This is a genomic window from Bacillus sp. GC_Bacil_1 (assembly GCF_026540675.1).
Lineage (GTDB): Bacteria > Bacillota > Bacilli > Bacillales > Bacillaceae_G > Bacillus_A > Bacillus_A cereus.
In genome coordinates, this window is sequence record NZ_JALNUG010000021.1 from 69,862 (window position 1) to 91,804 (window position 21,943).

The window sequence follows — 21,943 nt, forward strand, 5'->3', positions numbered from 1 at the left end:
AGAAATAAAATCCTCTACTGTTTTTTATTATGAAGAAGCAAAAAAATACCGTCTCTCCGGTCTCCCAACACTTCCATATATTAGCTCTGCGTGGACTTTCTTCCCAGATATCAAATACTCTAAATAGCGCCTTGCCGTTGATCGGCTTACTCCAATCATTGAGCTTAACATTTCTGCTGTAATCCCTTCTTCATTAACTGTTAACATATGCTTTTTTACTTTCGCTAAAGTATAAGGATCTATCCCTTTCGGGGCATATTCTATTTGATCTCCCTTCACGCCTCTTTGAGACCATAAATATTCAATTTGTTCCGTAGATAATTGATTGTTCTTCTTTAACTGTATAATCTTTTTTTGATAGCCTTCTAGACTTGCTTTAAATCGATCAAACATTAGTGGCTTTACGATATAATCTGTTACTCCGCCCCGTAGGGCGTGCCTCACTACATCTGTTTCTGATGCCGCTGTAATCATAATAATATCTGTATCGTGCAAATGATTCCTAATATATGTGACAAGTTCCGTTCCTTGCATATCAGGTAAGTACACATCTAATAACACGAGCTGTGGCTTCACAAGCTCTAGCCATTCTTTCGCTTGTTCTCCAGTCGTTGCCGTTCCAATTACTTTAAATCCCTCAATTTTTTCAGTAAAACGACGATGAATGTCAGCAATCCGAATATCATCTTCTACAATTAATACTTCAATCTCCTCACCCATTACTATTCGCCTCTCTCTTTCGGTAGTGCAATAATAAATAACGCACCACCTAAATCCCCTTTTTCAATTGCAATACTTCCATTTAAATCTTCTACTAACTCTTTCACTTTTGCTAATCCATACCCTCGCTCTCCTCCTTCTTTCGTCGAAAAGCCTTTATAGAATATGCTAGTAATTATTTCATCATGAATCCCTTGCCCTGAATCTTCCACTTCAATTAATATTTCTTCTCCAATATCAGTTACAAACATCCTTACTTTCTTATCATTCTCTTCATTTTTTTCAATTGCTTCAAATGCATTCGTAATTAAATTTCCTAAAATAGAAACGACATAATTACTCTCAATATGTGGACTTAATTTGTCTAAACCACTTTCTCTATCTAGCATAAAATCAATCTTCAACTCTCGTGCTCTATTATAAAATCCAATTAAAATTCCACCTAGCCATGGATTTTGAATCCGCTTCATAATAAATTGAACAAAATCTTGATATACCGCTGTTTCCTTATGAATAAGCTCTAAAGCATCTTCGTATGATTCTAATTGGATAAGACCTGAAAGCGTATACAATAAATTGTTATATTCGTGCGTTTGCGCTCGTAATGCCTCTGTATATTGCTTCGTCTGAGATAATTCTGCTGTTAACTGATCCATTTCAGATTTCAAACGTAAGCTCGATACAACGCCAGTTACTTTATTCTTTACTTTAATAGGTAGACGGTTCGCAATAACAGCCTGTCCTTTTATATTTAATTGACGATCAAACTGTTCTTCACCAGTTTGAAGTACATCTAGTATCGTTGAATTAGGAATTACATTTAAAATAAATTCCCCAATAATATTTTGTTGCTTATCTAGCGAAAGAATATCATAAGCTGCTTGATTGACTAAACTAATCATGCCATTTTTATCGATTACAATAATCCCTTCACGTACAGATTGAATCACTGTACTATGCTCTTCATATAAAGATGAAATTTCTTCTGGTTCCATCCCGAACATCATTCTTTTTATACTTGCCGCTAAATATATAGAGCCAATTATCCCAATTAAAAGACCTATTATTGTAATCCAGAATACCCGCTTTCCATACACTTCTACTGCTCCATGAATATCAGCCATTGAAAACCCAACAGACACCACACCAATAATTTCATTTTCCTGGTTACGGACTGGGACTTTCCCACGCAACGAAGGGCCTAATGATCCATTAGCTTTAGAAACATAAGATTTCCCTTCTAATAAAACGCCTTTATTATCTCCGCCAACCATTTTTTCTCCTATTTTATCTCGCTCAGGATGTGCATAACGAATCCCCGCTTTGTTTCCAACTACAATAAAGTCAGCCTCTGTATCAATTCGAATTTTTTCTGCGATTGGCTGAATAATAGAAGCTGGATTTTCTTTTTGAAAAGCTTCCTGAATTTCTGGTATCGCGGCAACTGTTTTCGCAACATGCAAAGCCCGTTTACCAATTTGCTCTTCTACCGTTTCAGATAATATGTAATAAAATAAATAACTCGTTAGCATAAGTACAACTAAAATAAGTGTACTAATAGTTAATGTAATTCTCGGTTGGAGTTTTAATTTTTTAAATTTCAAAACCATTCCCCTAACATGATTAAAGATAGAATTTAAAGAAAATACAGTTTTTTATTATCATAACACGGTTACTATATATTTCTTTCTTTTTTATCTTCATAAAAAAAGAAACGAAGCATAAGTACTACTTCGTTTCTTAACAGTTTATTATTATATTTTAAACTTACCAATCATCTCTTGTAATTCTTCTGCCATTTGTGATAAATGGACTGCTGCTGCATTTATTTCATCTACTGAAGCTAATTGTTCCTCAGAGGAACCAGCAATATTTTGAACACTTGCGGCATTTTCTTCAATCGTAGCTGCAATTTCATTAATAGATGCACTTACTTGTTTTGCATCTACCGTCATTTGTTTTGCTACATCTACCATGCTATCAATTTGTACAACTGTATCATTTGTAGACTTCAATATTTCGACAAAGCTTTGCTTCGTTTCATTTGCAACTACAAGTCCTGATTGTACTTCTGCTCCAACTTGATTCATAGAGCTTACTGTTTCTTTTATATCAAATTGAATCTCTTTCACTAGTTTCCCAATTTCCGTAGAAGACTGTCCTGATTGTTCCGCTAGCTTTCGCACTTCATCTGCTACAATTGCAAATCCTCTACCTTGCTCTCCAGCTCTCGCAGCCTCAATTGCCGCATTTAACGCTAATAAATTTGTCTGTTCTGCAATATGTTGAATTACTTCAAGGATTGCTCCAATTTGTTTCGACTTATCGTCTAACAAACCAATGATTTTGTCTGACTGTGAAACAGACTCATGAATTAATTGCATTTGATTCACAGTTTGTTCAACTAACTTCCCACCATTTTCAGCTTTTTTCTTCGTATACATAGAGGCTGTAGATACTAATGAAGAACTATCTGCAACACGCTGAATTCCTTCTGTAACTTCTTCTAACAATGTTGCTCCTTCTTCAACTTCTTTCGTTTGTATTTCTGCACCACTTGATACTTGCTCTATAGCCTGTGTAATTTGTTCCGTTGCTTCGCTTGTCTGCTTCATACTAGCTGTTAATTCTTCTGAAGATGCCGCTACATGACTTGCTGAAGTGTTTATATTGGAAATGACACTTTGTAACGATGCAGCCATCTCGTTAAAACTTTCTCCTAGCTGTCCAATTTCATCTTTAGAATGAACTGTAATTGATTCTGTTAAATCACCTTCACTAATCTTCTTCGATGATATGACAAGTTGTTTTAACGGTTTAATAATAGACGCAATTATGAAGTAAATTACAATCCCACCGATTATTAGTGAAATTCCAAGAACAGTTATTGTTTTATAGAAAATAGGTTCAGCCGCTTCGATAATTTCTTTGGAAGGCATAATTCCTGCTATTTTCCATCCAGTTTTCTTATTCGTTTTAAAAGTGATATTGCGATCTTCACCATCTAATGAATAATGAAAATCCCCAGCTTCCTGTTTATACAATTCTTTACTAAGTTTCTCTTCTAATTTCTCTCCTGGCTTCATTTTCGGGTGCGCTACTACATTTTTATCTTGATCAAATATCGCTACATATCCTTCCTTACCAATATTAACCATCTTAGAAGTAGTAACGATATCATTAATGATTAAGTCAATCCCAAGAACTCCACTTTTATCCTCGTTTTGTTTTGCTAGTGTAATAACAATATTTCCTGTCGTTTTTGACTTATATGGAGCAGTTACAATTACTTCTCCGCTTTTCTTCACTGCCTCTTTATACCAATCTCTTTCTGTAGGATTATATCCATCTGGCATCTGAATAGCTGGTGATTGAATGAACTGTCCATTACTAGATCCTGTATAGATTGCTTCCATTTCTGGATGCAGTTTATTGTATTCTTCTAGTTTATTTTGTATGTTTTGAATTTGATCTGCTTGGTAACTTGATTGTGTAAATAATTTCGTAAAATAAGTTGCATCTATTTTTTTACTATCCAATTCCTTATTAATTACATTATCCAAAATTTTTATATTATCTTTCGCCGAGTTTAAAATTGTTTCATTAAAATTCGTCTTCGCCTGTTGATAAGACGTCCAACCAATTACAATACTTGGAAGAATTAAAATAATAATAAATGATACAAGTAACTTTGTTTTTAAACTACTACTCCTTAATTTCCCTTGAAACATACTTCTACCCCTCCATACCGTTTTAAATGTAATTAATTAACATTTAATCTTTCTATAAAAATAATACGATTTAAATGTATCAATGAGACTCTCTATCTTTTTATACATCTAAAGAATTGATACATATCTTTTTCATTCTATATAAATTAAATAATTAAAACAATGTATAAAAATGTATATTATTCGAAATATTATAATTCATAGGAGAACCTCTAGTATTTCACTTACTAGAGGTTCTTTCCACCTTACTATTCTTTATCTTTATCTTTTTCTACTTCTTTTTTCTCATCTTCTACTACAGATACAATAGGTTTATCGCTTGATAATTGTTGTACCGCTCCTTTTCCTGCAAATCCTTCTAATAGCTCTTTTAAGTCAATGCCAGAAGAAGCTTTTAACGTTTCTTGCATCGTTGCCATTAAATCAGTCGCATAACCCGCAACTTTTCCGGCCCCGCTATTTTTACCACCGCCGCCTGTATCGACAACTGTGATTTTATCAATATTACTAAGCGGACTTGCAAGTTCCTTCGCATAACTTGGAAGCATTTTAAGAACCATATCCATAATTGCCGCTTGACCATATAATTCAAATGCTTCTGCGATTTTTTGTTTTGCTTCTGCTTCTGCTAAACCTTTTAATCTAATAACATCTGCCTCTGCTGTACCTTGCGCTTTTTGTACTTCCGCTTTCGCTTGACCTTGTGCTTTTTCAATTTCCGCCTTCGCTAAACCTTCCACACGTACTTCTTCCGCACGAGCTCTCGCTTCAGCTTCAATCTTATATTGATCCGCATCTGCCTTTTTAATTTGTTTTACTTTTTCTGCTTCTGCTGATTGCTCAACAGCATAGCGATCTGCATCTGCTTTTTTCTTAACTTCTGCATCGTATTGCTTTTCACGACGCGCAATCTCTTTTTCTTCTAACTCGATTTGCTTTTCACGCTCAATGATTTTAACGCGCATTTGCTCTTCTGTAACACCTTGTTGTGCTTTCGCTTGTTGTAATTCGTAAGAAAGATCAGCGTCTGCACGTGCTTGTTCTTGTTCCCTCTTATAGGACTGTACTTTTAATTCTTTATGTTTTTCAGCTTCAGCGATTTGTGCATCACGTTGATATTCTGCTTCTTTTGCCTCTTTTTCAGCACGTGCTTTTTCAATACGTGCTTCTTTTTCACGCTCTGCGTTCGCAATTGTTGCATCACGCTTAACTGTCGCAATTTGGGGCTGACCAAGCGCATCTAAGTATCCGTTTTTATCCATTATTTCTTTAATTGTGAAAGAAACAATGCGAAGTCCCATCTTCTTTAAATCTGTAGAAGCTACTTCATGTACCTTTTGAGCAAATTGCTCTCTATTACTATACGCATCTTCTACTGTCATAGAAGATAAGATAGCACGGAGATGCCCTTCTAAAACTTCTTTTGCTTCTATTTTTAACTCTTCTGTTTCTTTTCCTAAATATTGTTCAGCTGCTGTGGAAACTTCTTCAATTGTTGATCCCACTTTAATAATAGAAACACCGTTTACTGTGATCGGTACACCTTGTTTCGTATACGTATCACGTGTACCAACTTCTAATTTATAATTTAATAAGCTTAAAGGCTCTGCTCTTTGCATAATTGGAACTACGAAAGTACCGCCCCCGCGAATAATCTTAATCTTCTTTCCATCATCAGTGGTAACTACATTCTTTCCTCCACCAAGCCAGTTCCCTGTAACAATTAACGCTTCATCCGGACCAACCGTACGATACTTCGTAATAAATACTAAAATGAGTAGAATTAAAATTGCGAGTAAAACTCCACCGATAATTAATGGAATCGTCATGTAAATTCCCCCTTATAATTTTGGTTTCTTTAAAGAATAAGCGATGTTTTGTACAAGTAAAACACCATCTTGGACTCCCTCGATAATAACCTCTGTTCCTTGCGAAATATCTTTTTTTCCAACAGTTTTAGCTGGGATTGCATTACTTCCAAATTGGGATGAAATTAATACTTCACCAAATCCTTCTGTAGGAATTGTCGTAATGACTTCTCCTTTGCAACCGATAAATTCATCCATACGTTGCATCGTATTTTGTTCTGCTTCTGCAATCGGTTTTAAAATTAGTATTTTCATGATGAAAACACCGATAAAAGATATAGCAAATGCAGCCCCGAAAATAGTAATACTATTAAAGGAGAATAAGTACTCTCCTATATAACTAAGCCCACATAACATGGCGAAAAAACTAAGTAATAAAGTAACAACGGATACAGATCCGCCCCCAAAACTAAATATCGATTCAAATATATCTCCAAAAAAGATATAAATAACAGTGAGTATAGTAGCAATAATAAATCCGTATAAATAAATTGTTTCAAGTGGATAACCAAACAAAGCCATTTCTTATCCCCCTCTCTTAAACAATCCCCTTTTTTGTTATGTGTATGCCCCACCTCTTTCAAAGATTATTGTTCTTAATTTTCAGTCATTTACCTTTTAAATAAAAGCCTGTAAGACAGGCCTCTAAAAAAGAACAGGAGAAACCTATTGTGACAGGCTCCTCCTAGAAAATAACCGATATATTATATATCTATATAATATACTATTTTCCACAAAAAGTAAAGTTAAACATACATTGGAAAAGCACTTATTTTACTGACAATTTGTATGTTCCATCGCCATTATCATATTTATATACATACAAGTAATACTTACCTGGTTTTGCATTAAATTTTGCTTCTATATGATTCCCATTAGCTTGACCGTAAGCCGCATAATTTTGCATATCTGATTCATGGTGAAGTACCCATGTCATCCCAATTCCATACTCATTTAAAACAGAAATGTCGATATCTTTCGCTGATGCTACATTAAATGTATAAACATCAGTGTGGTCCCCGCCAATAAGACTACCTTTTATAGTACTATTTAGCCCGATACGATTTGCTTCCTCTGGACGATTATTTGGTTCTGATTCTGTTAAACTTCCATCTTTAATCGTAACAGTTGTTTCGCTTCTGCTCTCTTTTCCCTTATCATCTTTTACTCTTAACGATACTTTATAAGAACCTTCTCTTTCATATACATGTACTGGATTCACTTCTGCACTTGTGCTTCCATCTCCAAATTCCCATAAATAAGAAGCAATTTTTCCATCTTCATCGTTTGAGCCATCACTTTTAAATTGAATTCCCTCTTTTACAAGACCACTATAAGGGCCATTTATATTAACCGTTGGAGCTTTATTTTCTCCATCATCTTTTGCGATTCCATGGAAGACTACATCATATTCAAATTCATTTGAGCTATTCACACGATAATTGACGAAGTATGCTGTAACAGTTTTGTAGCCACTCCATTCTTTTTGCGCCAATTGTTCTAAAGATTCATTTACTCTTTTACTCATTTCTTTCCAATCTTCTGATTCACCTTTTGTGACACTACCTGTATACGTACCTTCTAATGTAAATGTATTAAAGAATTGAGAATTATGTTTTGTCATTTTTGTATCTTTCATAGGCAACGTATCACTAATTTCTTTCTTCACCGCTGCTAATGACTTCGTTTCATGTTCAGCTAAATAATCATCGGCTACTTCTGGTACAGTGTATGTATCTTGATTATCAATTAACTGCTGCATATACTCTTGATACTCTTTATTTAACTTAGGATCTTTACTTAGATTTTCACGATATGCATCATAATTTTTCACGTCATTCGCACGAATCAAATCTTGAATTTTATCAAATGTTTCAAACTGATGCGTATATAAGTAAGACTGCAATGCGAACGAGTAATTATAGAAATCCCAAGAACCGTATTTAGCAAATAGTGTACGCTCTGCTGTATAACGGCTTGCAGGATCAGATGATAATCCGCTAATTATACTCTTTCTTGGTACAACGTTATTCGTACGAGTAGATCCTGCGAAAAACTCTGCATTTCCTTCTTGGAACCAAGTTAACCTTTCATTTTGATACATATCTCCTCTTCCAAATAGACCTGGTACTTCATATCTACCTTGCAGGTAATGAGTAAATTCATGACGGAATAACTCTTCTAAACTATAAATACTTTGCTCTGGTGTACGCTCATATGTAAAGAATGTACCTGTCTCTTCAATATAAATTCCACCGTTGTTTGTTTCATATCCATACAATTGTCTATTTAACTGATATTCATCTGGACTATTATAAATTACGATCGTTAATACATCATCCGCATTTCCTGGCTCTAACGCTTTGTCATTTCCAATTACACGGTGATACTGTGCCTTTACTTCCTTCGCAGCCCAATATAGTCTCTTAATTTTTTCTTCTGATACTTTATCTCCTGTTTTGAACACAATTGATCCATCATCGAATGTATACGTTTTTGGTAAGTATTGCTCTTTTCCTTCTTTACGTATTTTCTCTAAATCTACTGTATTCCCGCTATAATCTTTACCATTATAATTTGTTGTAATTTGTTCTACCGCAACAAAATACGGTTCACTTAAGCGCGGGTACATATGCATCGCTTGTGTAACAACCTCTAATCCTTTATTTGGATTGCTATGAAACTTCCCTAAACGGCTAGCAAAATAAATGCCATTATTAACGAGCCATTTATTTTCTGGCGTTACTTCATTTAGAAGAGCAATACGATTTATTTCATTAATAAACCCATCTACTTTTCCATACCACATCGTTTCATTCGCTTCTTTACGAGCCTCAGTTAAGTACGACTGTATATCATAGTCAATACCTTGCATAATATCGTATATTGCTTGTCCCTTCATTCGATCATTTACATAAGTAGTATAATTATCATTGTATTGCTTTAAAATATTCGATGCGTATTGAACCGTTTCAACATCGCTTGAAGCATTACTAATTAATTTACCGTATGCAGATACGACTGTATCTTGTTCAACTGTACCAAGCTTAAAGTTTGGATTTTTTGCGATTGCTTTTAAAGCAGGTAAACATTTATCCTGGAAGCTTCTTTCATTTAAGTCGCTTAATTCACTATTATAAAATGCAAGATAAAAAGCTGAACGCAACACTTCAGTAAACGTTTGAATTCCTTTTGAATCATCTTTCGTAAATGTACTACCTCTATGAGCTAATTCATCTATAATGACTTGCATTTTTCCTTTATCTTTATAAAAAGCCTTTGCATCTTCATTAAACTGGAATAAGTCTGTAATTTGGTGCCACTTAATACTGCCTAACGTTTCAACTAATTCTTGATCATTCATTTTGTTTAAATCAGCCATTGAATAGTTTTCTTTAACTTGCTTTACTGCAGTTTTCTTCGTAATAGATGCTGGTCGCTGTGAAAAATCTCCTAATTTTAAACGTTCTTGAAATGATAAAGTTTCATCAACTTTTGAAATATGTCCAACTTCATCTACCGACTTTTCAATTCCAACCGGTTTCGTTTTCAACACGTTATACGGTACTTTTTCTTCCGCTGCTGCATGAGTTTGAAGTGCCCCTAACGATAAAGCCATTGTACTAATGCTAAGCATCACTTTATTGATCTTTGATTTCTTGTTCATATCCTTGCCCCCTATTTTAATATTCCATTCAAGAATTTAACATAAAATCTGGATGTAACAATATAAAATGCAATATTTCATATTATTTCTTCCTATAATTTGTACATATCGTGAACACATTGCTCTTTACCTCCCTAAAACAAATTACATCCTTTCACGTTATAAAAAGGGAATTTTTTGACAATTAAAAACTTAATTATTATGATTATTATAATTGTTAACTTTATTAAATAAGGGTGGGATTCTATGATAAAAAAAGAAAACAGTGTATTTTATATCTCCTTCTTGCTAACAACATTATTCATTATATGGGGAATTACCCCAGCAAGTTGGATACAAGGCTACGATTTACAAAGTGTTACATCTTCTTTAAACTCATTTATCCTCAATAAATTTGGGTGGTTTTACTCTCTACTTATGACTACAATGATTATTTTGGCTGCTTATTTATCATTTTCTAAGTACGGTTCTATTCGTCTTAGTAAAGATGGAGAAAAGCCAAAATATAATTATCCATCTTGGCTATCCATGTTGTTTGGGGCAGGAATGGGAATTGGACTCCTCTTTTATGGAATCGCTGAACCGATTTCACATTTTACAGATCCATTAACAGGAAAAGCAGGTACAGAAGAAAGCGCCAAACTCGCTATGCAATATTCATTTTTCCACTGGGGACTCTTTCCGTGGTCACTATACGCAATGGTCGCTTTAACAATTGCATATTTCACATTCCGCAAACAAAAAGGTAGCACTATCGGGGCTACAGTTACTCCATTATTTAATCGATCGAAAAATTCTCGTATCGGAAAAACAGTTGATATTTTAGCTGTTTTAGCCACAGTGTTTGGCATTGTACCATCTGTTGGGATTGGTGCTCAACAAATTGCTGGAGGATTAAGCTATTTATTCCCTTCCATTCATAACACTTTACTTACCCAGCTCGTACTTATAGCTATCTTCGCTGTTTTATATTTAACAAGTGCACAAACTGGCTTAGATCGTGGGATTAAATATTTGAGTAACTTGAATTTCTCTCTTGCAGGTATTTTACTCATCTCTTTCTTACTTTTAGGGCCAACCGTATTTATTATGAAATATTTCACATCTACACTCGGTTCTTATATTGGAGCTTTGCCTAGTATGGGATTAAATTTAGGAGCATTTAATGAAAAATCTTCTTCTTGGATTGAAAACTGGACTATTTTCTATTGGGGATGGTGGATTTCTTGGTCTCCATTCGTCGGCACATTTATCGCACGTATTTCTAAAGGGCGTACAATAAAAGAATTTATTTTTGGAGTTGTATTAGTCCCAACTCTTATCTGTACATTTTGGTTTGCAGTATTTGGTGGTACCGCAATTCATATGGAAATGTTCCAATCGCTTGGAATAGCTGATGAAATTGCAAAAAATGGTACAGAGATTGGATTATTTGCTGTTATTTCACATCTACCATTCTCTACATTTTTAACGATTATCGGGTTAATTTTAGTAGCCACATTTTTCGTTACTTCTGCTGATTCAGCAACATTTGTTGTTTCCATGCAAACGAGTAACGGAAGCTTATCACCGAAAAATAGTTTAAAACTTATATGGGGATTAACAATCGCGATCATTGCAGCTCTTTTATTACAAGCTGGAGGATTAAATGCACTACAAATTGCAGCTATAATCGCAGCACTACCATTTTCTATCGTAGTCGTTCTTATGGTTACTTCGCTCTTTAAAGAGCTGCGAAAAGAAGATGTTAATTCGCAAACGAAAGAAGTATCTCAAAAAATAAAAAAAGTTATGTAACAATTGGCACCTCAAATTACTTTTAAATCCGTAATAAAACCCATTCATATGAAATATCATTTTCATATGAATGGGTTTTTCACTCTATTATATAGTGTTGTAAACATGCTTTTTCCTCAAAACCTACTTTCTTGTACAATTTCATCGCACGATCATTATTCGTATTCAAACATAGTACTGTCTCTCTCATCCCTTGGAAGGAGAAAATATACTGAATTGCCCCTTGTAATATCCGCTCTCCGACACCTTTTCTTCTACTATTTTCAGCGGTTGCAATAAATTCAATATTCGCTTCTTGAAACTCTGGATTCACTTCCACATATACATAACCTTCTAACTTATCATTCTTCATACTTACAAATAATTTATTCGTATTACTTAAACGTTCAATAATTTCGTTTCCGTCATAATACGTATTAGAAAATATATGATTGTGTAAAGCGATAAACTGCTCAAACACTTGTGGTAAAGCCTCTTCTACATTACATATAATACGGTGCTCCACAATATTATTTAAAACGAGAATACTATGTCGACCTTGTTCTTTTGCATGTAAATTCCTCATTAAACGGGCACAATTATTATTTTCCACATGATAAAAACCATAAAATCTCTCAATATGAAAAGGCACCTTTTCTATAAGTTCCTTCCACATATGTAAAGCAACTTCTTCCCAATTCTCTGCGATAATAAACGGTCCCCATATCTCTGCACATTTCTTTACTTCATCCACATCAAATCCTAATAAACCTATTAAATTATTATTCTCATAAGTAGCAACAAAAGATTGTTCCCAGCCTATATCTGAAAAATCATGAATAATTGTCTGTAACAACTCCTCTTTCTCATCTCCACAATAGCCAACATGATGAGTAGCATCTTTATTCATATTCGCAATAAATGCTGCCACCTCTTCAATTTTCAAAATAGAACTGACATACATAACCTCTCCTCCTTCACTAATATATTCACACCTTTTCCATTTATATCCTTCTAAAAAAGACATCACCATAAGCATATTTCAAAATGAAATCGCCATGATAATGTCTTCTCAAAAACTCATATAATCATCTTACGTTATAATAAGATAAAACGTTTTTTATTTCTTAAATAATCTCTTTCTAAATACAAACATACTCAGTGCTGAAAGAACTAACGCTATGCCTGAAAGTAATGTTGATGTATTCTCTTGTCCACCTGTTGCTCCTAATGATTTCTTACTTTCTTCTTGCTTATTAACAGCTGGTTTATTTTCTTTCACAACTTGATTATTCACGTTTTGTTCTTGGACTACTGCTGATTGATTTACCGCGTCTTTTGAACCTTCAATTTCTTTTCCTGTTTCTTTTACCTCCGCTTTCGATCCTTCAACTCCTGTTGTTGGCTCGTCCACTTCCTCTTTCGCTTCTTCAACTTCTTTCGTTGGCTCTTTTACTTCCTCTTTCACTTCTTTTGTTGGCTCTTTTACTTCTTCTTTCGCTTCTTCAACTTCTTTTGTTGGTTCTTTCACTTCTTCTTTTGTTTCTTCAACTTCTTTTACCGGCTCTTTTTCTTCTTCTTTCTCTTTTTCTTCTTCTTTCGCTTCTTCAACTTCTTTTACCGGTTCTTTCACTTCTTCTTTTGTTTCTTCAATTTCTTTTACCGGCTCTTTTTCTTCTTCTTTTTCCACTATATTCTGTATAACTGTTCCGTTAAACCTTATGCTAATTTCATCAGAATCTAAATCAAATTTATACACCTTTTCACCTGGGGTACTCCATTTTATTACTCCGTTATTAAACGTCCCTCCCTCACTTACCAATTGAATATTTTCAATACTTTCTCCTTCTAAATCATATACAGGAACTTGAATTTCTTCGTTTATTTTTGCATCATTTAAAATGATATTTTGTCTTCCAACATCAATTGTAAACCACTGACCTAATTGTATTAACGGCCTTACATCACGAATCTCATTTCCAGCTAAATTTAAGCTAAATAAGTTTAGCATGGAACCAATAACCGTTACATCTTTAATATGATTGTCCGCAAGATTTAACCACTGTAAATTTTCCAATGAAGATAGTGGTGTTATATCTTCAATTTGATTATGAGATACATTCACATTATTCAATTGTTTCAAGTTTGAGATGAACTCAATATTTTTCAGGCCTACTCCTTCTAAAGTGAGTTTTTCTAAGTTCGTCATGTACTCTAAACCTGTTATATTTTTTATCTCATTTCCATTTTCTTTAAGTATCTCTAATTTTTTAATCTGTAATAAATCTTTTTTTGTAATAGAAGCGTTTAAATTCTCTCTACCTAAATTCTCTTTATTAATATGTTGTTGTAAAGTTTTATCGAGAATTACATTTTCCTTTTGTTCATTATCCTCTTTTATTGTTTCCTTGATTTCGTCTAATCTTTCAACAACATTTTGAATTACTGTTCCATTAAACTTAATACGATTCTCTTCTGGCTTTATATCCAACGTAAATTCGTATGTTTTTTCACCAGTAGTCCCCCATTTAACAGAACCATTATTAACTATCCCATCTTCACTCTTCAATTGAATAGTATCAAGTGGCTCTCCTTGTAAATTATAGGTAGGTATTTTAACTTCCTTATCTTTTTCTACATTATCTAAAAAGATTTTTTGTCTTTGAATATCGATATATATTCTTTTTCCTAGCTCTTGAACAGGTCTAACATCACGAATTTCATTTGAACCTAGCTTTAAATCATATAAGTCTGTTAAGTGACTAAGTGGCGTTATATCTGAAATATAGTTTTCTTCTAAATTAAGTGATTGTACAGTAGATAATCTTGATAAAGGTTCGATGTTTTCTAATTCATTTTTAGCAAGATCTAACTCTACTAATTTTTTCATTGATGTAATATGTTCAATATTCGTAAGTCCATTGTTACTTAAAGATAAGTTTTTTACATTTTTCAATTGCTCAATTCCAGCAAGGTTATCATTACTAATTTGATTATTTGCCACAGTCAAAGTCCTTAAAGATTTCACTGTAAATAATGGTTTAATATCTTTTATATAATTACTATTTAAATCTAGCATTTTAATCTTCTTCATTTGGCTTAATGGGCTTAAATCTGAGATTTTATTGTTTCTCAAAGTTAAAAACTCAATATGCTCTAACTCAGCCAAAGGTCCAATATCTTCAAGTTCACCATAGGTTATACTTAATGATTTTAATTGTCTCAATTCCGAGATAAATTTTATATTTTTTAACTTAACTTCTTCCAACTTTAAGTTTTCTAAGTTCGTCATATATTCTAGACCGCTTACGTCTTGTATTCCTTTATTTTTAGCTTCAACGACTATTAAAGATTTAACTTTTAATAAATCTTCCTTAGTTATTGGGGTATCTAGATTTTCTCTATTCAAATTATATTTATTAATATGCCTTTGTAGTTGCTTATCTACTATTACATTTCCAATTTCATCTTGTTGATCCACTTTATCCTCTTTATTTTCCTTTTGTTTTTCTGGAACATTGTTCTCTAAATTCAATGTATTTACTTCAAACTGTACTTGGTACTTATTGTCATAGGCCATTGTTGGAATATAAATATGCATTCGCATATTATACCTTTTTCCTAATTCCCCTACTTCAAACTGAATCACTTTCGTTCCATTTTTCTTTTTATCTTCTGATATTACTTTCACATCATGAAACACACCTGGAGTATGAATATCCTCTGTTTTCAAGTATTGAAAGAAATCACTATCACTTAACGTTGCTGTTACAATTTTCTTTCCATTCTCAATTGTTAGTTTCGGATCCTTTATATAAACAGCTGCCATAGACTCTTCATTCGTTTTATCTTTATACGCTTTAATAACAGCGTCATATGTACCATCTTCTAAACCTTGTCCCGTTTTATTCGTCTCAATTGCTACTGCCGCTAAAGCAGGTGTTGAATAAACAGCAAACGGAAGTGATAACGTCGCCACTATAATCATTGCATTTATACGTTTTCTTTTATTTTGTTTCAACTTTACATCTCCTCTGAAATATATAATTCGAAATGTAATCATTTCTCGAATAAATGATAATGATTTTCATTATCATTGTCAACTGAAAAAATAAAAAGTTTACAAAAAAAGAACCTCTTTAAAAGAGGTTATGCCATTTTCTCACCTGATTCTTCTCTAAAAAAGCTTTTCATCGCATGAAATACGTCTGCTTTTTGCTTTAAAATATAGTATCTAAAGTTTTCATCTTTAATATTTTTATAGGCTGACATGAGTGTACTGTGGCGGTTATACTGGTTCACTTCCCCATATCCAAACATATTACATTTCTTCATTAATTCTTCCACAAGCTTTACACATCTAGCATTATCTGATGTTAAATTATCACCATCTGAAAAATGGAATGGATAAATATTATAGCGGTCTGGTGAATATTTATTATCGATTAGCTCGAGTGCTTTTTTGTATACGGAGGAGCAGATTGTTCCACCGCTTTCTCCTTTTGAAAAAAATTCTTCTTCTGTAACGACTTTCGCTTCTGTATGATGAGCAATAAATTCAATATCAACTGTTTCATACTTTGTGCGTAAAAATCTTGTCATCCAGAAAAAGAAACTACGTGCCATATACTTCTCCCACATTCCCATCGATCCACTCGTATCCATCATCGCTAACACAACAGCCTTTGAATCTGGCTTTAATACTTCATTCCAAGTACGGAACTTTAAATCTTCTTGATGAATTGGATGGAAAGATGCTTTACCACGCATCGCATTTCGTTTATATGCGGATATCATTGTTCGTTTCTTATCGATATTTCCCCATAATCCTGTTTTTCTAATGTCATTAAATTCAACATGTTCAATCCGGTTTTCATCTATTTCTTTTCTCTTTAAATTAGGCAGCTCTAACTCTCTAAAAAACGCTTGCTCTAATTCTAAAATAGAGACTTCAGCTTCATAGTAATCTTCCCCAGCTGCATCTCCTGCTCCTTGCCCTTTTCCTGGCCCTTTTTGTTTTTGACCACCTGATCCATCTCTCGCAACGACATCACCAACTTTGCTGTCACCGTTTCCTTGCCCAACATGTTTATTTTTATCATAATTGTATCTAATCTTATATTCATCTAGAGAACGAATTGGTATTTTTACAACATCCTTGCCATTAGACATAACTATACTTTCTTCTGTTACAAGATCGGGTAAATTATTCTTAATTGCCTCTTGTACTTTTTCTTGATGGCGCTGTTGGTCGTCATATCCTTTGCGATGGAGGGACCAGTTTTCCTGTGAAATCGTATAATTTGGTTGATTTTCTTCGCCCATTCCTTTCCCTCCTTACTGTAATTGTCTTCCTGTATGAACAGCAAGCTACAAATTTTGTTCTGTAATGTGCAAGCTAGAATATTTGAAAGGTAACTGCCCATAGAAAATCATCCCATAAACATTTATAACGTTTTTCATACAATACCCCGAGCATCCTAAACAAAATTTTGCCACTCACATAATAGAAAGAAATATTCAGCCACTGATAAGAAAGAAACACAATGCATTGTTGCACACATTTTTACTTTGCAACATATTGTATTGTGTTGGCTTTTTTCGTATGAATGGTTGGTTACTCTATCATATGCATATTGTAAAAATAATTGACAATAAATTCATGAAATTGCATCTTAATTTATTACATTTGGACAAGGTATGACACTTTACACACATATGAACGGATAATAAAACGCTGTCCCGCAAAATACAAGAGACAGCGTTTTGTTATCAAACTATCGGTTTAACAAGCTACCTACATAGCGTAGTAATTCATTTGCTGAAGAAGAATTATAGCCATGCTCATCAATTAAACGTGCAACAACATCATTGATTTTCTTAAGCTGATTTTCGTCCGGTGTTTTCGTTGATGTTGTAATTTTCACTATATCTTTTAAATCAGCAAATAGTTTTTTCTGAATCGCTTCACGAAGACGTTCATGTGAATTATAATCAAAGCGTTTTCCTTTACGGGCATAAGCAGAAATGCGAATTAAAATCTCTTCACGGAATGCTTTCTTAGCATTTTCTGAAATTCCAATTTGCTCTTCAATTGAGCGCATTAGTTTTTCATCTGGACTCATTTCTTCCCCTGTTAACGGATCACGTAATTTCGATTTATTGCAGTACGCCTCGACGTTATCTAAGTAATTATCCATAAGCGTCTTAGCTGATTCTTCATATGAATAAACAAACGCTTTTTGTACTTCTTTCTTCGCGATTTCATCGTATTCTTTTCTCGCTAATGAGATGAAATTCATATAACGTTCACGGTCTTCATTACTAATCGATGGATGCTGATCCAACCCATCTTTTAAAGATCTAAGTACATCTAACGCGTTAATAGATGGTACCTCTTTTCGAATGATTGTAGACGAAATTCGGTTAATGACATAACGAGGATCAATACCCTTCATACCTTCATCTTGATATTCGCGTTGTAATTCTTCTACATCAATCGCATTATAACCTTCTACCGTTTCTCCATCATACAAACGCATCTTTTTAATTAAATCAATATCCGGACGCTTCGGATCTTTTAAACGAGTTAAAATAGTGAACATTGCTGCAACGCGAAGTGTATGTGGTGCAATGTGAACATTCGACACATCACTTTCACGAATCATTTTTTCATAAATATGTTCTTCTTCACTTACTCGTAAATTATAAGGAACTGGCATTACAATAATTCTTGAGTGTAATGCTTCATTTTTCTTATTTGCTATAAATGAGCGATACTCTGTTTCATTCGTATGCGCTACAATTAATTCATCTGCTGAAATAAGCGCAAATCTTCCCGCTTTGAAATTCCCTTCTTGCGTAAGCGATAATAAGTGCCATAAAAACTTCTCATCGCATTTTAACATCTCTTGGAACTCCATCATTCCTCGGTTTGCCTTATTTAATTCTCCATCAAATCGATACGCACGGGGATCTGATTCTGAACCATATTCTGCAATCGTAGAAAAGTCCAGACTACCTGTTAAATCTGCAATATCCTGTGATTTTGGATCAGACGGGCTAAATGTACCAATCCCTGTACGGCGATCTTCAGAGAAGAAAATACGCTCTACAACTACATCCTCAATTCTTGATCCGTATTCTTGCTCTAAACGCATGACATTTAGTGGTGATAAATTCCCTTCAATTCTAACTCCATACTCATCAAAGAAATCATCTCGTAAATGATGTGGAATTAAATGCAGTGGATCCTCATGCATTGGGCATCCTTTAATTGCAAAAATTGCTCCGCGATCTGTTCTTGAATATGTTTCTAATCCTCGTTTCAACATCGTAACTAACGTTGATTTCCCTCCACTAACAGGACCCATTAATAATAAAATTCTTTTTCTAACATCTAATCGTTTTGCAGATGGATGAAAATATTCCTCTACAAGACGTTCTAGAGCATCCTCTAATCCAAAGAGCTGATTACTAAAGAAGTTATACTTTCTTCTACCATCAACTTCTTCAATTCCGGCATCTTTTATCATATTGTAAATGCGAGAGTGTGCTGTTTGAGCCACCCATGGTCTTTCTTTCACAAGCTCCAAATACTCCGCAAACGTACCTTCCCATTGTAAACGTTCTTCTGCTGCTCGATGCTGTTCAATCTTTTTTAGAATATCCATTATAGCTCCTCCCCCATCTCCTTGTTCAATCGGATTATTATAAAAGGTATGCTAGGATGTCCTTAAACATTCTTTAAATCAAAACGAAATATATAATAGCACGCTAAAATTCTCTCCAAAATTCAAAGAAAATTCTGTATAATATAGGTATTAACGTTTTTACACTGCTATTCATTATAAATAAATTCTTTTCTTCTAAGAACCTTACATACATTTTGGGTAATAAATAAAACTCGTGAACCGAAAAAAGTAAGGAGGATATTAGTATGAAATTATTATTAATTTTAGGTGTATCACTCACATTTCTTACAGCGATTTTTACATCCGGTTACAATGACAAACCAGGTACACATAAAAAATGATGTGCTTTTAGCACATCATTTTTTATGCATTATTTATAATACATATTTTCCATATCATATTTGGATAGTGGTCGGCTATAATAATAACCTTGTACAAGCTTCACATTCTTTTCTTTCAAAAACTGTATTTGCTCCTTTTTTTCTACTCCCTCTGCAATTACATTCAATTCTAAAGTATGAGCTAAATGAATAATTGCAGCTGTAATATTCGTATCACGTTCATCTATATGTATACCTTCCATAAAAGAACGATCAATTTTTAAAGTATCAATTGGATATGTTTTTAAGTAACTTAAAGATGAATAGCCTGTTCCAAAATCATCTAAATGAATCTTTAAATTTTCTTCTTTTAATTGTAGTAACACTCTCTTCGATATATCTTTATGTATAAGAGCTCCTTCTGTAACCTCTATCGCTAATAAATGAGCTGGTACATTGTACTTATTTAAAGCCCGTGTAATCATCTCTATTAATGTAATAGAGCGAAAGTGTCTAGCTGAAATATTAACTGCAATTGGGACCACTTCATATCCTTTATTTAACCATTCGCGCAGTTGCTGACACACTTGATTTACTACCCATTCATCGAGCTTAATAATAAATCCTGTTCTTTCTGCCAACGGAATAAATTGGTTTGGAGAAACAAATCCTAATTCCTTATTCTCCCACCTTATTAAAGCTTCCATACTAGCTATTTTTTTCGTCTCAATATTAATTTGTGGCTGATAATATAAGAAAAATTCATTTTTTTCTATAGCACGATGTAACTGGTTTTCTATTATAAACCTTTGTTCACGCTCACAGTCTAATCCACTACAATAAAAATGATAATGTCCTTTTCCTTTGTCTTTTGCTTTTTCTAAGGCAGCATCGACTCTCTGAAATAGTATTTTTTCATCTTCTCCATCTGCTGGAGCCATTACAATTCCAATTGACGCACTTAAATATACATCTTCTTTCTCAATTACAAAATATTCACTAATATTTTTCAGTATGCTTTTTGCAACTTCCTCTACACATTCTTTCGTTATATTTTCTATCAACATAACAAATTGATCATCGTGTTCTCTAAATAAGTGCATACCTTCTATTTTTAGATTGCTTAAACATTCTGTCACTTTTTGTAATACTTTATCTCCCTCTTTATGACCAAATGTATCATTAATACGATGAAACTCATCTAAATCTATAAATACAAGCGCAAAATTTATACTCTCTTTTAAAAAAGTATTTAACTTATTTGTACATGAAATTCTATTCATTAATCCTGTTAACTGGTCATAGTAAGCTAAATATTCTGTTCGCATTTCGTTTAATACTTGCCTTGTAACATCTCTCGTAACAATATACACTCCAACAATTTCACCGTTCACAATAATCGGGATAGTTCTCAAAGAAATATATAGCTCGTACCTTTCTTTATGAACATATTTCTTTGAAACAATTTGTTTTGCTTTTCCTTGCATCGATCCCTTAAATATAATTTGAAAATCTTTTTCATATTCTTTATTAATAAATTCAAAAATAAATTTATTATTTAATTCCTCATACCGGTATCCAAATATTTCATACGTTGCCGGATTTGCATATGTAACTCTCCCTATAGAATCTATAGATATAATTGAGTCATTATTATATTCCAGTAACGACTTAAATAACATTTGTTTTTCCTCTATCTCTGTCTTCTCCTCAATTTGAGCTGTAATATCTCTTGTAATACAAATAACAAATTGACATATTCCTTCTTCATCGCAGACAGGATTAAGTGAAGATTCATAATGTATCTCACCTTTTGGTAATTTGACTACATCACAAAAAGTGTGTGCTTTCGCTTCTCTCACTACTTTTTCATATTGCCTTTGCAATATCCCCGCTATATCTTTCGGTAATACTTCTGCAAAAGTTTTTCCATAGCACTCTTCGCTTAACCTAGCATAATCCATTCCTATTTTATTCACATACATATATTTAAACGTTTCATCATCAATAACTTTCAATATAAATACTAAATCTTGAATAGCATGTAATAACCCTTGTCTAATTAAATCCATATCTATCATACTTAAAAAGGTATTTTGATTACTATATTCTTCCTTCATATTTATCTCAACCCGTCTTATCTATTTTTAATCATATATCCCATTCT

12 protein-coding genes and 1 pseudogene are annotated in these 21,943 nt (G+C 33.4%); 1 reads left to right on the plus strand and 12 read right to left on the minus strand.

Going from position 1 to position 21,943, the window contains the following annotated elements; translation table 11 throughout:
• Nucleotides 1–27: 27 nt before the first annotated feature.
• The 7 genes and pseudogenes from OXT04_RS24880 to colA form a co-directional block, all read right to left on the minus strand.
• Nucleotides 28–720 (minus strand): response regulator, encoded by a 693-nt coding sequence (locus tag OXT04_RS24880; protein WP_098854726.1) that lies wholly within the window; start codon nucleotides 718–720, stop codon nucleotides 28–30.
• A gap of 2 nt (nucleotides 721–722) precedes the next feature.
• Nucleotides 723–2,330, minus strand: a complete 1,608-nt coding sequence (locus OXT04_RS24885) for an ATP-binding protein (protein ID WP_098854727.1) — start codon at nucleotides 2,328–2,330, stop codon at nucleotides 723–725.
• Nucleotides 2,331–2,474: 144 nt separating this feature from the next.
• Nucleotides 2,475–3,422 carry a methyl-accepting chemotaxis protein gene (locus tag OXT04_RS29980; RefSeq protein WP_372584488.1) on the minus strand — a complete coding sequence of 316 codons (948 nt, stop codon included), beginning with the start codon at nucleotides 3,420–3,422 and terminating at the stop codon, nucleotides 2,475–2,477.
• Nucleotides 3,417–4,451, minus strand: a pseudogene (locus tag OXT04_RS29985) (HAMP domain-containing protein); the annotation flags it as partial. The gene OXT04_RS29980 and the pseudogene OXT04_RS29985, both read right to left, overlap by 6 nt.
• Before the next feature lie 248 nt (nucleotides 4,452–4,699).
• Entirely contained in the window at nucleotides 4,700–6,280 is a 1,581-nt protein-coding gene (locus tag OXT04_RS24895; protein WP_098014254.1) for a flotillin lipid rafts scaffold protein FloT, read from the minus strand.
• A gap of 12 nt (nucleotides 6,281–6,292) precedes the next feature.
• Entirely contained in the window at nucleotides 6,293–6,841 is a 549-nt protein-coding gene (locus OXT04_RS24900) for an NfeD family protein (protein ID WP_001173146.1), read from the minus strand.
• 247 nt (nucleotides 6,842–7,088) lie between these two features.
• The gene (colA, locus tag OXT04_RS24905; RefSeq protein WP_267418328.1) at nucleotides 7,089–9,986 is read right to left on the minus strand and encodes a collagenase ColA; all 2,898 of its coding nucleotides are present in this window, start codon (nucleotides 9,984–9,986) and stop codon (nucleotides 7,089–7,091) included.
• A 246-nt stretch (nucleotides 9,987–10,232) separates the two neighbouring features.
• On the opposite strand from colA, the gene opuD reads away from it, so the two are divergent.
• The gene (gene opuD, locus OXT04_RS24910; RefSeq protein WP_267418329.1) at nucleotides 10,233–11,783 is read left to right on the plus strand and encodes a glycine betaine transporter OpuD; all 1,551 of its coding nucleotides are present in this window, start codon (nucleotides 10,233–10,235) and stop codon (nucleotides 11,781–11,783) included.
• Between the two features lie 79 nt (nucleotides 11,784–11,862).
• Here opuD and OXT04_RS24915 read toward each other — a convergent pair whose 3' ends face one another.
• The 5 genes from OXT04_RS24915 to OXT04_RS24935 form a co-directional block, all read right to left on the minus strand.
• Nucleotides 11,863–12,726, minus strand: coding sequence for a GNAT family N-acetyltransferase (locus tag OXT04_RS24915; protein ID WP_267418330.1), 864 nt, complete (start codon nucleotides 12,724–12,726; stop codon nucleotides 11,863–11,865).
• Between the two features lie 156 nt (nucleotides 12,727–12,882).
• A complete protein-coding gene (locus OXT04_RS24920; RefSeq protein WP_267418331.1) occupies nucleotides 12,883–15,783 on the minus strand; it encodes an NEAT domain-containing protein in 2,901 nt (966 codons plus the stop codon).
• A 128-nt stretch (nucleotides 15,784–15,911) separates the two neighbouring features.
• Nucleotides 15,912–17,087, minus strand: a complete 1,176-nt coding sequence (yhbH, locus tag OXT04_RS24925; RefSeq protein ID WP_000503516.1) for a sporulation protein YhbH — start codon at nucleotides 17,085–17,087, stop codon at nucleotides 15,912–15,914.
• A 452-nt stretch (nucleotides 17,088–17,539) separates the two neighbouring features.
• Nucleotides 17,540–19,435: a PrkA family serine protein kinase gene (locus tag OXT04_RS24930; protein ID WP_000353273.1), complete on the minus strand. Its 1,896-nt coding sequence runs from the start codon at nucleotides 19,433–19,435 to the stop codon at nucleotides 17,540–17,542.
• 391 nt (nucleotides 19,436–19,826) lie between these two features.
• A complete protein-coding gene (locus OXT04_RS24935) occupies nucleotides 19,827–21,896 on the minus strand; it encodes a sensor domain-containing protein (protein ID WP_267418333.1) in 2,070 nt (689 codons plus the stop codon).
• Between the last annotated feature and the right edge of the window lie 47 nt (nucleotides 21,897–21,943).

Coding starts and splice junctions, on each gene's coding strand:
- OXT04_RS24880 (WP_098854726.1), bottom strand. CDS start 720: ATGGGTGAGGAGATTGAAGTATTAATTGTAGAAGATGATATTCGGATT.
- OXT04_RS24885 (WP_098854727.1), bottom strand. CDS start 2,330: ATGGTTTTGAAATTTAAAAAATTAAAACTCCAACCGAGAATTACATTA.
- OXT04_RS29980 (WP_372584488.1), bottom strand. CDS start 3,422: ATGGCTGCATCGTTACAAAGTGTCATTTCCAATATAAACACTTCAGCA.
- OXT04_RS24895 (WP_098014254.1), bottom strand. CDS start 6,280: ATGACGATTCCATTAATTATCGGTGGAGTTTTACTCGCAATTTTAATT.
- OXT04_RS24900 (WP_001173146.1), bottom strand. CDS start 6,841: ATGGCTTTGTTTGGTTATCCACTTGAAACAATTTATTTATACGGATTT.
- colA (WP_267418328.1), bottom strand. CDS start 9,986: ATGAACAAGAAATCAAAGATCAATAAAGTGATGCTTAGCATTAGTACA.
- opuD (WP_267418329.1), top strand. CDS start 10,233: ATGATAAAAAAAGAAAACAGTGTATTTTATATCTCCTTCTTGCTAACA.
- OXT04_RS24915 (WP_267418330.1), bottom strand. CDS start 12,726: ATGTATGTCAGTTCTATTTTGAAAATTGAAGAGGTGGCAGCATTTATT.
- yhbH (WP_000503516.1), bottom strand. CDS start 17,087: ATGGGCGAAGAAAATCAACCAAATTATACGATTTCACAGGAAAACTGG.
- OXT04_RS24930 (WP_000353273.1), bottom strand. CDS start 19,435: ATGGATATTCTAAAAAAGATTGAACAGCATCGAGCAGCAGAAGAACGT.
- OXT04_RS24935 (WP_267418333.1), bottom strand. CDS start 21,896: ATGAAGGAAGAATATAGTAATCAAAATACCTTTTTAAGTATGATAGAT.